At 73.0% G+C, this 12831-nt stretch carries 13 protein-coding genes; 8 read left to right on the forward strand and 5 right to left on the reverse strand.

The window, feature by feature from the left end; all coding sequences use genetic code 11:
• The first annotated feature begins 130 nt into the window (after nt 1-130).
• The 5 genes from sigE to ACIGXW_RS10065 all read left to right on the forward strand — a co-directional run bounded on the left by sigE (nt 131) and on the right by ACIGXW_RS10065 (nt 4933).
• Entirely contained in the window at nt 131-907 is a 777-nt protein-coding gene (gene sigE / locus ACIGXW_RS10045) for an RNA polymerase sigma factor SigE (protein WP_079274063.1), read from the forward strand.
• Nucleotides 904-1674 carry a zf-HC2 domain-containing protein gene (locus ACIGXW_RS10050; protein ID WP_071964336.1) on the forward strand — a complete coding sequence of 257 codons (771 nt, stop codon included), beginning with the start codon at nt 904-906 and terminating at the stop codon, nt 1672-1674. Before sigE ends, ACIGXW_RS10050 begins: the two co-directional genes overlap by 4 nt.
• Before the next feature lie 104 nt (nt 1675-1778).
• Nucleotides 1779-3572, forward strand: coding sequence for a trypsin-like peptidase domain-containing protein (locus ACIGXW_RS10055; protein WP_399571808.1), 1794 nt, complete (start codon nt 1779-1781; stop codon nt 3570-3572).
• 106 nt (nt 3573-3678) lie between these two features.
• Nucleotides 3679-4122: a sec-independent translocase gene (locus ACIGXW_RS10060; protein WP_399571809.1), complete on the forward strand. Its 444-nt coding sequence runs from the start codon at nt 3679-3681 to the stop codon at nt 4120-4122.
• A 115-nt stretch (nt 4123-4237) separates the two neighbouring features.
• Nucleotides 4238-4933, forward strand: a complete 696-nt coding sequence (locus ACIGXW_RS10065) for a hypothetical protein (protein ID WP_071964333.1) — start codon at nt 4238-4240, stop codon at nt 4931-4933.
• 84 nt (nt 4934-5017) lie between these two features.
• On the opposite strand, the gene ACIGXW_RS10070 is transcribed toward ACIGXW_RS10065, so the two are convergent.
• The 3 genes from ACIGXW_RS10070 to ACIGXW_RS10080 are packed head-to-tail and all read right to left on the reverse strand — an operon-like array spanning nt 5018 to nt 8077.
• The gene (locus ACIGXW_RS10070; RefSeq protein WP_399571812.1) at nt 5018-6175 is read right to left on the reverse strand and encodes an Mrp/NBP35 family ATP-binding protein; all 1158 of its coding nucleotides are present in this window, start codon (nt 6173-6175) and stop codon (nt 5018-5020) included.
• A gap of 44 nt (nt 6176-6219) precedes the next feature.
• On the reverse strand, nt 6220-6792 hold the full coding sequence (locus tag ACIGXW_RS10075; RefSeq protein WP_071964330.1) for a DUF1003 domain-containing protein: 573 nt from the start codon (nt 6790-6792) through the stop codon (nt 6220-6222).
• Nucleotides 6782-8077, reverse strand: coding sequence for a magnesium transporter MgtE N-terminal domain-containing protein (locus tag ACIGXW_RS10080; RefSeq protein WP_399571815.1), 1296 nt, complete (start codon nt 8075-8077; stop codon nt 6782-6784). The genes ACIGXW_RS10075 and ACIGXW_RS10080 overlap by 11 nt, the downstream gene beginning before the upstream one ends.
• Nucleotides 8078-8258: 181 nt before the next feature.
• Between ACIGXW_RS10080 and ACIGXW_RS10085 the strand changes: the two genes are divergently transcribed.
• Complete coding sequence (locus tag ACIGXW_RS10085) at nt 8259-9029, forward strand: hypothetical protein (RefSeq protein WP_071964328.1); 771 nt, start codon at nt 8259-8261, stop codon at nt 9027-9029.
• A 13-nt stretch (nt 9030-9042) separates the two neighbouring features.
• Here the strand turns inward: ACIGXW_RS10085 and ACIGXW_RS10090 are convergent, their stop codons facing one another.
• On the reverse strand, nt 9043-9549 hold the full coding sequence (locus ACIGXW_RS10090; protein ID WP_071964327.1) for a hypothetical protein: 507 nt from the start codon (nt 9547-9549) through the stop codon (nt 9043-9045).
• A gap of 62 nt (nt 9550-9611) precedes the next feature.
• On the opposite strand from ACIGXW_RS10090, the gene ACIGXW_RS10095 reads away from it, so the two are divergent.
• Nucleotides 9612-10583 carry a DMT family transporter gene (locus tag ACIGXW_RS10095; protein ID WP_079274062.1) on the forward strand — a complete coding sequence of 324 codons (972 nt, stop codon included), beginning with the start codon at nt 9612-9614 and terminating at the stop codon, nt 10581-10583.
• A gap of 10 nt (nt 10584-10593) precedes the next feature.
• Here ACIGXW_RS10095 and corA read toward each other — a convergent pair whose 3' ends face one another.
• Nucleotides 10594-11703 (reverse strand): magnesium/cobalt transporter CorA, encoded by a 1110-nt coding sequence (corA, locus tag ACIGXW_RS10100; RefSeq protein WP_071964325.1) that lies wholly within the window; start codon nt 11701-11703, stop codon nt 10594-10596.
• 488 nt (nt 11704-12191) lie between these two features.
• On the opposite strand from corA, the gene ACIGXW_RS10105 reads away from it, so the two are divergent.
• A complete protein-coding gene (locus tag ACIGXW_RS10105; RefSeq protein WP_360906694.1) occupies nt 12192-12788 on the forward strand; it encodes a suppressor of fused domain protein in 597 nt (198 codons plus the stop codon).
• Nucleotides 12789-12831 lie beyond the last annotated feature (43 nt).

Raw genomic sequence — 12831 nt, forward strand, 5'->3', positions numbered from 1 at the left:
CGTTGAGGAGAGCGGAGGGCCGGGGAAACGGCGGGAACCGCGGACGCCGGCCGGGCGTCACGGATCACGGCAGAGCAAGACCAAAAAGCGGGTCAAAAATGCTTATCCGGAGCTAACGGGCGAGGTGGATATGGTAGGGGCTCCACTGGACACCACCAGAGCCGACAGGGGAGGTGCGGCTGCGGGTGGCGACCGCCGGGGCGTGCTCAGGCGCTTCCGCAGGTCCGCTCCCGAGCCGAAATCCGTGACCTACACCGCTGACCGTTCCCACTCCGCAGACTCCGCAACCACCGCGACTTTCGCCACCGATGCGGACACGCAGGCGTGGACACCTCCCACCTGGGAGGAGATCGTCAGCACGCACAGCGCACGGGTCTACCGCCTCGCCTACCGCCTCACGGGCAACCAGCACGACGCCGAGGACCTGACGCAGGAGGTCTTCGTCCGCGTCTTCCGCTCGCTGTCCACGTACACCCCGGGCACGTTCGAGGGGTGGCTGCACCGCATCACCACCAATCTCTTCCTGGACATGGTCCGGCGCCGCCAGCGCATCCGCTTCGACGCGCTGGGCGAGGACGCCGCCGAGCGGCTCCCCAGCCGCGAGCCGTCCCCCCAGCAGCACTTCAACGACACGCACTTCGACGCCGACGTCCAGCAGGCGCTGGACACCCTCGCACCGGAGTTCCGCGCCGCGGTCGTCCTGTGCGACATCGAGGGGCTCTCCTACGAGGAGATCGCCGCGACGCTGGGCGTCAAGCTCGGCACCGTGCGCAGCCGTATCCACCGCGGCCGCTCCCACCTGCGCAAGGCGCTCCAGCACCGCTCGCCCGCCGCCCGGGCCGAGCAGCGCGCGGTGGCGGGTGTGGCTCCCGGCTTCCGGATGGGTGGGGAGGTAGGGATCGCGTGAGCGGTTCAGGCGGTCAGTCCCCCGCTGAGCACCATCTCGGCGACCGCCTCGCGGCCCTGGTCGACGGGGAGTTGGGACACGATTCGCGGGAGCGGGTGCTGGCGCACCTCGCCACCTGCTGGACATGCAAAGCCGAAGCCGACGCGCAGCGCCGGCTCAAGAGCGTCTTCGCGGAGGCCGCGCCTCCACCGCTCTCCGATTCCCTGCTCGCCCGGCTGCAGGGCCTGCCGGGCGAACGGCTCGGGGGCGACGACCGGAGCGGCGGCGGTGAGGGCCCGGGCGACGGAAGAGGTGGCTCCGTCGGCCGCATGGAGGCGTTCGCCCTGATCCCGGTGGCTCCGCTGCCCCGTGAGCGCGGCTTCCGCATCCACGAGGTCGAGCCGCGCGGTGGCACGCGCGGGCGCCGGTTCGCCTTCGCGGCCGCCGGAGCCGTTTCGCTGGCCGCGTTCGCGCTGGTCGGCGCCCAGCCGCTGGAGACGGCCGTGGAGGCGCCCCGGGCCCGCGGGGGTGGCCCGAGCGCCGCCACGACCTCGCTCGCGATGTCGCCGGGCGAGGTCCGCCAGGAGCGCGACCTCAGCCGTACGCGGCCCGCCGCGAAGGAGCTGCCCGCGCCTCTGACGGCCGCCCCGGCCGCCGCCGGCGTCTCACTGCTGCGCCCCTCCGGCGCTCCTGTGCTGCCGCCGCTGGTCCTCACCTCCCACACCCATCCCGCACCGTCCGTCGCTCAGCCCCAGGCACTACCGGAGCGGACGGCCGCCGCCCGCTGATTGCGGCCCACTCCCCCCTCCGCACCCACCGGGGGACCTGGTGTAATCGTCGGTGGGGCGCGGGTGCCACCGGCATGCGCGCCCTCGGACGAACGGGGAGAGCAATGGACGAGGGGAAGGCACGGGTGTCCGGGCCCAAGCCGCAGTGGTGGAGCCGTCGGCGCCGCAATCCCGACGACTGGCCCCTGCAGGCCCCGTCGGCCCCGCCCGCACAGCCGCCCGTTTCCGCGCCTGGCGCGGAGGCGGAGGCCGGCCTTTCCGCTCCCGGTACGGAGCCGGTCGCCGACCTGCCCGCTCCCGGTGCGCAGTCGCCCGCAGGTCTTTCCGCTCCCGGTGCGCAGTCGCCCGCCGGCCCTTCCGTCGCCGACGCCGAGGCGTCCGCCGGGCCTGCCGTCCCCGAGAGCGCGGCCGAATCCGTCCCGGCGCCCGCCGCGCATCCGGCACCCGGGGACGCGCCCCGGCCCGCCCCCATCGCGCACCCCGCGCCCGAGCACGGCGGGCCTCCCGGCCCCCTGCACGCGCCCGATCCGTACGGCACCCCGCCCTATGGGCGGCCCGGGCCCTGGGCGCCCGCGCCGCCCGTGCAGCGACCCGTGGTGACGCCGCCGCACGGCACACACCTGCCGCCCGCGTACCCGCAGGCCGAGCCCCCTGCGTACCCGCATGCCGGCCCCACCCCGCCCCCCGGCACGGCCGTGCCCACCGCCGGGCCCGCCCCGGCGCCGCAGGGGCCGTGGCAGTACGACCCGTGGGCGGCGTCCGCGGCGCGCGGGTCGCGGGAGAAGGCGGCAGTGGGGTCGCTGACGCGGGGCAGGGTTCTGGCCGGGGCCGTGGCCGTGGCGTTGGTCGCCGGTGGGGTCGGGGCCGGGGTCGGGGTCTATCTGGAGCGGGACGGCGGGGGGTCCCGGGTGACGCTGCCGCAGGCGGCGCCCGGCAAGGGCGACCGCGCGCCCGGCAGCATCGCGGGCATCGCCGCCCGCGCCCTGCCCGGCGTCGTGACGATCCACGTGCGCGGCGGCGGCGAGGGCGGCACGGGCACCGGCTTCGTGCTGGACGACAAGGGACACATCCTCACCAACAACCACGTCGTGCAGCCCGCCGGCTCCGACGGCTCCATATCCGTGACGTTCAACGGCGGCCAGACCGCCAAGGCCACCCTCGTGGGCCGGGACGGCGGCTACGACCTGGCCGTCATCAAGGTCTCCGGGGTCTCCGGCCTCACCCCGCTGCCGCTGGGCAACTCCGACTCGGTGCGCGTCGGCGACTCCGTCGTCGCCATCGGCGCGCCCTTCGACCTGGCGGGCACGGTCACCACCGGCATCATCAGCGCCAAGGAGCGGCCGATCACCGCGGGCGGCAAGAAGCAGGACGGCAGCGACATCAGCTACGTCGACGCCCTGCAGACCGACGCCCCGATCAACCCGGGCAACTCCGGCGGCCCCCTCATGGACTCCTCGGCCCGCGTCATCGGCATCAACAGCGCCATCCGCTCCGTCGGCGAGTCCGCGGCCGGTGGCCAGGGCGGCAGCATCGGCCTGGGCTTCGCCATCCCGGTCAACCAGGCCAAGCGGGTCGCCGAGGAGCTGATCAACACCGGCCGGGCCACCCACCCGGTCATCGGCGTCTCGCTCGACATGGGCTACGCGGGCGACGGCGCGCGGGTGAACACCGACAGCGCCAGGACCCCGGCCGTCAACCGCGGCGGGCCCGCCGACAAGGCGGGCATCCAGCCCAAGGACGTCATCAGGAAGGTGGACGGGGTGCCTGTCCACAGCGGCCAGGAGCTCATCGTCAAGATCCGTAGCCACCGTCCCGGTGACACGCTCACCCTCACGGTCGAGCGGGACGGCGGGGAACGCACCGTACGGCTGACCCTGGGATCGGCGAGCACCCGGTGAGCCTTCGCCGGGCGTTGGCCGAGGCGTCTCCCGCGGTACCCGCCGGGCCAGGTACCGTGATAGACGGCCCGATCCCGGCCGCCGACGCCCCAAGGAGCTGTGCAACGTGCTCGACATAGGACCCCTCGAGCTGGTCGCGCTCGTCGTCCTCGCCGTGCTCATCTTCGGCCCCGACAAGCTGCCGAAGATGATCCAGGATGTGTCGCGCACGCTGCGCAAGATCCGGCAGTTCTCCGAGAACGCCAAGGAGGACATCCGCTCCGAGCTGGGCCCCGAGTTCAAGGACTTCGAGTTCGAGGACCTCAACCCCAAGACCTTCGTCCGCAAGCACGTGCTGGAGAAGGACGAGCTGGGGCTGAAGGAGATCCGCAACGGCTTCGACTTCAAGTCCGAGATGGCCGAGGTCACCGACGCGGTGCACGGCCGTAACGCCGACCCGGCGGCGCCCGCGCCGTCGCCGGCCGCCGGGTCCGGTACGCCCGACCTGCTGAAAAAGCGCGAGAGCCCGCAGTCCGGCGGCCATCCGCCGTTCGACGCCGACGCCACCTGAGCCCGCGTATGCGGGGCCCCATTGACGGGGGTGGCTATCCTCCCTTTGTTTGGGGTGTGTCGCCCGCGGGGCGGACGCGCCCAGAACAAAGGGGCTACGAGGAGGCGCCGCGCAGATGGAGACGACGAGTCGGGTAGGGGCGCAGGGGGTCGGTACGTCCGACGAGACCGCCGTGGACGAGCAGGGAGTGCCACAGGGCGGCCCCGGCACCCGGCGCTCGGTCGACGGCTACCTCCTGGCGTCGTTCCCCTGGTACGGCCTCGACGAGGCCTACACCGGGCCGCGCTGGCTGATGCAGGTCGGCGCCGCGGCCGACGGCACCGTGGAGCACGGGGCCACGGGCCACGGCGCGGAGCCCTCGCTGCGGATGGGCCGGATCGAGCACGACACGGGCACACAGCGCTTCGCGGTCGTGGTGACCGTCGCCAGCCGCCCGGTGCGGCGCAGCGCGGACGGTACGGGCGTGCTGGAGGCCACTTCGGTCTCCTCGGCGGCCTGGCTCGCCGGCTCAGGGCTGCTGGCCTGCACGTGGCCGGCCCAGATGGAGCGGGCCCTGCGCCAGGACTGGCTGGACCAGCAGACGGCCCTCGCCTGGGAGCTGGCGGACCAGCTGGACGAGGCGCCCTGGTCGACGCTGTCGCTGCCGGTGGACGGCGTGCCGACCGACTTCCGCTACCGCGAGTCCGAGTACGGCTGGGTCCTGGCCGGCTCGGCCGAGGGCGGCGTCCACGTGGGCGCGTACGGCCGGGGCATGAGCGCGTACGGCATGGGCTTCTCGGTGATCAAGGACATCACGACGTACGAGCACTGAGCCATGCCTGCGCCCAGCAGACGAACGGTACGAACGGTAAGGGGCGGCCTCCATGGAGGCCGCCCCTTACCGTTCGTCCAGCGCTCAGAACTTGTTGCGCGGGGTGATGCCCAGCGACATGCCGGACAGGCCGCGCTGGCGGCCGCCGAGCTTGCCGGCGATGGCCCGCAGCGCGCTCCCGGCCGGGGACTCCGGGTCGGTCAGGACGACGGGCCTGCCCTCGTCGCCGCCCTCGCGCAGGCGGACGTCGATGGGGATCGAGCCCAGCACCGGAACGGTCGCGCCCGTGGTCCGCGTCAGGCCGTCGGCGACCTTCTGGCCGCCGCCCGTGCCGAAGACGTCGACCATCTCGTCGCAGTGCGGGCACGGCAGCCCGGACATGTTCTCCACGACGCCGACGATCTTCTGGTGGGTCTGCACGGCGATCGAACCGGCCCGCTCGGCGACCTCGGCGGCGGCCTGCTGAGGGGTCGTCACCACCAGGATCTCGGCGTTCGGCACCAGCTGGGCCACGGAGATGGCGATGTCGCCGGTGCCCGGGGGCAGATCCAGCAGCAGCACGTCCAGGTCGCCCCAGTAGACGTCCGCGAGGAACTGCTGCAGCGCGCGGTGGAGCATCGGGCCGCGCCAGACCACGGGGGCGTTGCCCGGGGTGAACATCCCGATGGAGATGACCTTCACGCCATTGGCCGACGGCGGCATGATCATGTTCTCGACCTGGGTGGGACGGCCGTCCGCGCCCAGCATGCGGGGCACCGAGTGGCCGTAGATGTCGGCGTCGACGACACCGACCTTCAGGCCGTCGGCCGCCATGGCCGCCGCCAGGTTGACCGTCACCGACGACTTGCCGACGCCGCCCTTGCCGGAGGCGACGGCGTAGACGCGCGTCAGCGAGCCCGGCTTGGCGAAGGGCACCTCGCGCTCGGCCTGGCCGCCGCGCAGCGAGGCCGCCAGCTCGCGCCGCTGCTCGTCGCTCATCACGTCGAGCTCGACGGTGACGCCCGTGACGCCCTCGACGCCGGAGACCGCCTCGCTCACCCGGCTGATGATCGTCTCCCGCATGGGGCAGCCGGACACCGTCAGGTAGACCGCCACCGCGACCGAACCGTCCGCCGCGATCTCCACCGATTTGACCATCCCGAGGTCGGTGATGGGTCGCTGGATCTCGGGGTCGTTCACCGTCGCGAGCGCGGTGCGGACCGCGTCCTCGCTCGGGGACGTTCCGTTCGTGTCGGTAGCCATAGGGACGATGGTACGGCGCGTGAGGGGGCCTCCGGAAAGGCCCGTCAACGGTCGCGTTCCTCACTCTCCTCCGGGAATACCCGGCGCTGTTCCAGCTCCTTGACCATGTCCTGGAACTCCGAGCGGATCCAGTCCCGGGTGGCCACCTCGCCCAGGCCCATGCGCAGTGCCGCGATCTCCCGTGTCAGGTACTCGGTGTCCGCGATGGAGCGCTCGTTCTGCTTGCGGTCCTGTTCGAGGTTGACCCGGTCGCGGTCGTCCTGCCGGTTCTGCGCCAGCAGGATCAGCGGCGCCGCGTACGAGGCCTGCAGCGACAGCATCAGGGTCAGAAAGATGAACGGATAGTTGTCGAAGCGCAGGTGCCCGGGGACGGTGGTGTTCCACACCACCCACAGGATGATGACGACCGTCATCCAGACGATGAACCGCCCGGTGCCCAGGAAGCGCGCGATCCGCTCCGAGGTCCGCCCGAACGCCTCCGGGTCGTACTCCGGCAGCCAGCCGCGCCGCCGCACCAGGGGCAGGTCCAGCCGCACCCTGGGCGGGTGCGGCCGTTCGTGCGCCGCCCGGTCGGCCGCCCGCTCCCGCTCGCCGCGGTCGGTGCGCTCAGCGCCCATCGGCCACCTCCGGCAGATCGCTCATGCCGAGGGCACCCTGGAGGAGCTCGGTCTCGCGCCAGTCGTCGGGCAGCAGGTGGTCCAGCACGTCGTCGACGGTCACCGCGCCGAGCAGCGAGCCGCTGTCGTCCACGACGGGCGCCGCGACCATGTTGTACGTGGCCAGGTAGCTGGTGACGGCCGGCAGCGGGGTGTTTGGCGGCAGGGGGCGCAGATCGGTGTCGGTGAGCGAGCCGACGAGCGTGAAGGGCGGATCCCGCAGCAGCCGCTGGAAGTGGACGGTGCCCAGATACTTCCCGGTGGGGGTCTCGTCCGGCGGCCGGCAGACGTAGACCTGCGCGGCGAGCGCGGGGGACAGGTCGGGGTTGCGGACCCGGGCGAGGGCGTCGGCGACGGTCGCGTCCGGGCGCAGCACGATCGGCTCGGTGGTCATCAGGCCGCCGGCCGTCCGCTCCTCGTAGGCCAGGAGCCGGCGCACGTCCGCCGCGTCGTCCGGCTGCATGAGGGTCAGCAGCCGCTCCTTCTCCTCCTCGGGCAGCTCGGAGAGGAGGTCGGCCGCGTCGTCTGGGTCCATGGCCTCCAGGACGTCGGCGGCGCGCTCCTCCTTGAGCTTGCCGAGGATCTCGATCTGGTCGTCCTCCGGCAGCTCCTCCAGGACGTCCGCGAGCCGGTCGTCGTCGAGGGCGGCCGCGACCTCGGAGCGCCGCTTGGGGGAGAGGTGGTGCAGGACGTTGGCGAGGTCGGCGGGGCGCAGCCGCTCGAAGGTCGCCAGGAGGTTCTCGGCGCCCTGGCCGTGCTCCTCCAGGGAGAAGCCGCTGACCGCCGACCACTCGACGGTCAGCGTCTCGCCCTTGCGGCGCAGGGCGCCGCCCTTGCCCCGGCGGACGAAGACCTTGTCGATCTCCCAGTCCCGGCGGGCCGGCAGCTGGGTGATCGACACGTCGAGGACGGTGACGTCCTCATCGGTGCCGGCGAGCCGGACCCGGCGGTCGAGCAGCTCGCCGAGGACCAGCGTCTCCGTCGGCCGCTGTTCGAAGCGCCGCATGTTGACCACGCCGGTCGTGATCACCTGGCCCGACTCCACGCCGGTGACCCGGGTCATGGGGATGAAGACCCGGCGGCGGCTGACGACCTCCACCACCAGCCCCAGCACGCGCGGCGGCCGGCCGCCGACGCGGAGCATCGCCACGACGTCGCGCAGCCGGCCCACCTGGTCGCCGTTGGGGTCGAACACGGCCACGCCCGCGAGGTGCGACACGAACACCCGGTGGGCGCCTGCTGCCATCGCCGCGCACCTCCTCACGTCCCGGGTGTCCGATTCAGGCTAACGTGACCGGCTTCGCCGGGCGCGGGAGAGACGGCCGTACGGACTCTTGGCACGACCTGTACGGACTCCCGGCTTCCGCTCCGGGGCGGCACAGGTACGCTGCCGCCGTATCCCACCGGTAACAGGAGGCAAGAGCGAGGTGCGAACCCGGAACGCGGCTCTCGTGGGGGCGCTGTGCGTCGGCCTGTCCGCGGCGCTCACGGCCTGCGGCGGTGGCGAGGACCCCGACGCGGGGACCAACGGCGTGGGCAAGCTCGAGGCCACCGCCATCCAGGACAAGGCCCGCGCCGCCGCGCGGGGCGCGGAGACCGTCCACCTGTCCGGAAACGTCGTCAGCCAGGGACGTACGTACCGCCTCGACATGCGGCTGAAGAAGAACGGCGGCACGGGGCGGGTCTCCTCCTCCAACGCCAGCGCCTTCGAGCTGCTGCGGGTGGGCGACGCCCTCTACCTCAAGGCCCCGGCCGGCTTCTGGTCCCGGGGGGCCACGCCGTCGCCGTCGGCCAAGGCCGCGCCCACGGCCAAGGCGGACGCCGCGGCGGCCGCGGGCAAGCTCGACGACAAGTACGTCAAGGTGCCCGCCGACGACCCCTCGTACCAGCAGCTCAAGGGCTTCACGGACAAGGACGTCCTGCTCGACGGGCTCATCGGCCTGCACGGCACCCTCGCCCGCGGCGACCACGGCACGGTCGGCGGCGTCCGCACCATCCGCGTCACCGGCGCCAAGGGCGGCGGCGGCACGCTGGACGTCTCCCTCGTCGGCACGCCCTACCCCCTGCGCGTGCAGCGCGCCGGGGGAGCGGGCCAGCTGGAGCTGGACGGCTGGGGCAAGGACTTCGCCCTCGCCGTCCCGACGAAGGAGCAGACCGTGGACTACGGCAAGCAGCTCCACATCCCCAGCGGGGGCTGACCCCGGGGGCGCGTCAGCGGCCCTTGCGGCCGCGGCGCAGGAGCTTGGGGAGGGCCGCCGGCATCGGGTGGCGGGTCGTCGCCGGTGTGGGCAGGGGCACCGCCGTCAGGGAGCCCGACGGGAGGTCCACCGTGGCGCCGGAGGGCGCGAGGCGCAGCACGCGGCACTCCTGCGCCCAGCGGTCCTCGAGGCGCTCCGCGTCCGGCGCGTTCAGGCGCTTGCCCTTGAGCTCGGCCACGGCGGCCGTCCAGGCCTCGCCGCGGGGCGGGAGCTCGCTGACGGTCGCGGTCCAGGTCACCAGCCGGCCGCCCTTGTCCTTGCTGCGGACGGTGACGGTGGCCGGGCCGCCGTCGGTGAGGGCGAGGGCGTCCACGGGCTGCTCGCCGGGTCCGCCGACGATGTGGGCGGCGCCGTCGTGCCAGACGTGCCACAGCGCACGGCTCGGCCCGGCCGGGCCCTGCACCCAGATGAGACCGGACTTCTTCGTGGCCTCTTCGATCAGCGCCTGCGTCATCGTCATGGGCTTACCTTAAGCGTCCGCTCCGCCTCACCCAGCGGCATGCCTGGGCCTAGGCTAGGGGCGTGAGTGCCGCCCGTACGCGCCGTGAGGCGATACCGTCCGCCCCCGCCGTGCCGGCCCCCGAGGCAGCCCCGGCGCCCCCTTCCGTCCGCACCGAGCTCCTCCTGCTGGGGACCGCCGTGGCAGCGGTCTCCCTGTCGGCACCGCTCATCGCCGCCACCGCCGCCCCCGCCCTGGCCATCGCCTTCTGGCGCAACGCCATGGCCGTCGGCGCGCTCACCCCGCTCGCCCTGTGGCGCCACCGCGCCGAGCTGCGCGGCATCGGGCGCCGGGCGGCGCTGCTGGCGGTCGCCGCGGGCGCGCTGCTCGCGCTGCACTTCGGCGTCTGGCTGCCGAGCCTGCACATGACCTCGGTGGCCTCCTCGACCGCACTGGTCACCACCACACCCATTTGGACCACCCTGCTGCTGCGGCTGCGCGGCCACCGTCCGCCGACGCTGGTCTGGGCGGGCACCGGGCTCGCCTTCCTGGGCGTGGTGATCCTCACGGGCGTCGACCTGTCCCTGTCCCCCCGCGCCCTCGCCGGGGACGCCCTCGCCCTCGCGGGCGGCATGGCGGCGGCCGGGTACGTCCTGCTGGGGGCGGAGGTCAGGCGGACGGTGAGCACCATCGCGTACTCCTACGTCTGCTACGCGACCACCACCGTGCTGCTCCTGGCGACCTGCCTGGTGTCGGGCACCTCGCTCGGCGGCTACAGCGGGGAGACCTGGCTGAAGCTGGTCGTGCTCACGCTCACCGCGCAGCTGCTGGGCCACTCGCTGATCAACCGGGTGGTCAAGGGCCTCGGCCCCTCCGTCACCTCCACCGCGATCCTGCTGGAGACGCCGGGCGCGGCGCTGATCGCGGCGCTCTGGCTGGGCCAGCTGCCGCCGGCCGCGGCGTACCCCGCACTCGCCGTGATCATGGTGGGCCTGGTCCTGGTGATCATGGGGGACCGGAAGCGGCCGCCCGTCCCCCCGGAGACCGGGGTCTGAAGCCCCCGCGCTAGAGCCAGCCGTTGCGCTTGAAGCCGCGGTGGATCGTCACACAGATGGCGACCGTGACGGCCATGACCGCCGGATAGCCGTACTTCCAGTGCAGCTCCGGCATGTGGTCGAAGTTCATGCCGTAGATCCCGGCGATCATCGTCGGGACGGCGAAGATGGCCGCCCAAGAGGTGATCTTGCGCATGTCCTCGTTCTGGGCGACGGACGCCTGCGCGAGGTTGGCCTGGAGGATGGAGTTGAGCAGGTCGTCGAAGGAGACCACCTGCTCGTGCACGCGCGCGAGGTGGTCGGCGACGTCACGGAAGTACTTCTGGATGTCCGGCTCGATCAGCCGCATCGGCCGCTCGCTCAGCAGCTGCATCGGCCGCATCAGCGGGGTGACCGCCCGCTTGAACTCCAGGACCTCGCGCTTGAGCTGGTAGATGCGGCCCGCGTCGCCGCCGCGCCGGCTGCCCTTGCCGGGGTCGGAGAAGACGTCGATCTCCACCTCGTCGATGTCGTCCTGCACGGCGTCGGCCACGGCTATGTAGCCGTCGACCACCTGGTCGGCGATGGCGTGCAGAACGGCCGAGGGGCCCTTGGCGAGCAGCTGGGGGTCGTCCTGCAGCCGGTGGCGCAGCGCCCGCAGCGAGCCCTGGCCGCCGTGCCGGACGGTGATGATGAAGTCCGCGCCGGTGAAGCACATCACCTCGCCGGTCTCCACCACCTCGCTGGTGGCGGTGAGTTCGGCGTGCTCGACGTAGTGGATCGTCTTGAAGACGGTGAAGAGCGTGTCGTCGTACCGCTCGAGCTTGGGCCGCTGGTGGGCGTGGACCGCGTCCTCCACCGCCAGCGGGTGCAGCCCGAACTCCCGCGCGATCCCGGAGAACTCGTGCTCCGCGGGCTCGTGCAGCCCGATCCACGCGAAGCCGCCCTCGGCGCGCACCCGGCGCATGGCCTCGGCCGGGCTGACGTGGTCGCTCACCCGCTTGCCGTCGCGGTAGACGGCGCAGTCCACGACGGCGCTGCTGGCGGACGGGTCACGGGTGGCGTCGTAGCCGCCGCCCTGGACGGGCACCCGACGCAGGGCGGGGCGGACCGCTGCACGCAGGTCACGGATCATCGACATGGCTGGCTCCTTCACGGGCCGGCCGTCAGCCGGTGACGCGGGGCGCAACGCTTCCTGAAACGTAGACGTGGTGGCCCGGGGGGCCGGCGTGCTGGTACGTCCGCAAATCGGGCGGCGCTTCGCGCGGTGCGTACAACTGACGGCAGTTCGCGGAGAACTTCGCAGAGAACACGGAACAAAGCGAGAGGCAGGCGCTCTTCCGCCAAGTGCTGCGGGCGAGGAAGGACTTCCGGGACGACGCCGGCGGGAAGGCCGGGCTCGGAAGGCTTCAGATCACAGGGTGACGCGCGTCCGGAGCGGGAAGACGGGAGAACTGTCGGTACTGCACGGTCGACTAGGATCCACCGCAGCCCCACCTCCTCCGGCCGGTCCCCGCTGAGGGACGAACGTAACGCCTTGACCAGAGGTCGAGGCAAGCCAAGGCTAGCAGGAGCGCGGCGCGTCAAGGCCCCCCTTTGCCCGTTCGATACGCGTTCTATGCTCACTGCATGTCAGACGTTCTCGCACTCGTCGAGGCCCGGCTGGTGATGGCTCTCGGCGAGCCGGACGCCCGCGCCGCGGTGACCTTCCTGGGCACGGACCGCATCGAAGTCCTGCGTTTTCCTGCCGAGGACGACGGCGGGGACGTCGTCCGCTACGCCACGCTCGGCATGTCCGCCCAGCCGATGACCGACCCCACCGCCGCCGTCGCCGACCCCCTGCGCGGCCCGCGCGCCGAGCTGCTGCTGTCGGTGCGCGCCGGCCGCGCCGACACGGACAAGGTGCTCCGCCCGCTGGCCGTGCTTGCCGCGTCCCCGCAGGTGGAGGGCCTGATCGTGGCGCCCGGCGCCTCCCTCGACACTGGTGAGCCGCTGTGGCCGGGCGCGCCCTTCACCTCCGTGCTCGTCGCGGAGTCCGGCGGCCTCGTCGAGGACCTGGAGCTGGACGAGCCCATGGACCCCGTCCGCTTCCTTCCCCTGCTGCCGATGACGCCCAACGAGGCCGCGTGGAAGCGGGTGCAGGGCGCGGCCGCGCTGCAGGAGCGCTGGCTGCAGCACGGCACGGACCTGCGCGACCCGCTGCGGTCCGGCGTGCCGCTGGGCTGAATCCCTTGTGCGGCCCAGGGAGGCGGAAGGCCGGAACGGTGTG

Origin of the sequence: Streptomyces sp. NPDC053079, from assembly GCF_044546695.1 — a bacterium.
Taxonomy (GTDB): Bacteria; Actinomycetota; Actinomycetes; order Streptomycetales; family Streptomycetaceae; genus Streptomyces.

What these genes read in the sequence shown, in the direction of transcription:
- sigE (WP_079274063.1), top strand. Translation starts at nt 131, where the DNA reads ATGGTAGGGGCTCCACTGGACACCACCAGAGCCGACAGGGGAGGTGCG.
- ACIGXW_RS10055 (WP_399571808.1), top strand. Translation starts at nt 1,779, where the DNA reads ATGGACGAGGGGAAGGCACGGGTGTCCGGGCCCAAGCCGCAGTGGTGG.
- ACIGXW_RS10065 (WP_071964333.1), top strand. Translation starts at nt 4,238, where the DNA reads ATGGAGACGACGAGTCGGGTAGGGGCGCAGGGGGTCGGTACGTCCGAC.
- ACIGXW_RS10070 (WP_399571812.1), bottom strand. Translation starts at nt 6,175, where the DNA reads ATGGCTACCGACACGAACGGAACGTCCCCGAGCGAGGACGCGGTCCGC.
- ACIGXW_RS10075 (WP_071964330.1), bottom strand. Translation starts at nt 6,792, where the DNA reads ATGGGCGCTGAGCGCACCGACCGCGGCGAGCGGGAGCGGGCGGCCGAC.
- ACIGXW_RS10080 (WP_399571815.1), bottom strand. Translation starts at nt 8,077, where the DNA reads ATGGCAGCAGGCGCCCACCGGGTGTTCGTGTCGCACCTCGCGGGCGTG.
- ACIGXW_RS10090 (WP_071964327.1), bottom strand. Translation starts at nt 9,549, where the DNA reads ATGACGATGACGCAGGCGCTGATCGAAGAGGCCACGAAGAAGTCCGGT.
- corA (WP_071964325.1), bottom strand. Translation starts at nt 11,703, where the DNA reads ATGTCGATGATCCGTGACCTGCGTGCAGCGGTCCGCCCCGCCCTGCGT.
- ACIGXW_RS10105 (WP_360906694.1), top strand. Translation starts at nt 12,192, where the DNA reads ATGTCAGACGTTCTCGCACTCGTCGAGGCCCGGCTGGTGATGGCTCTC.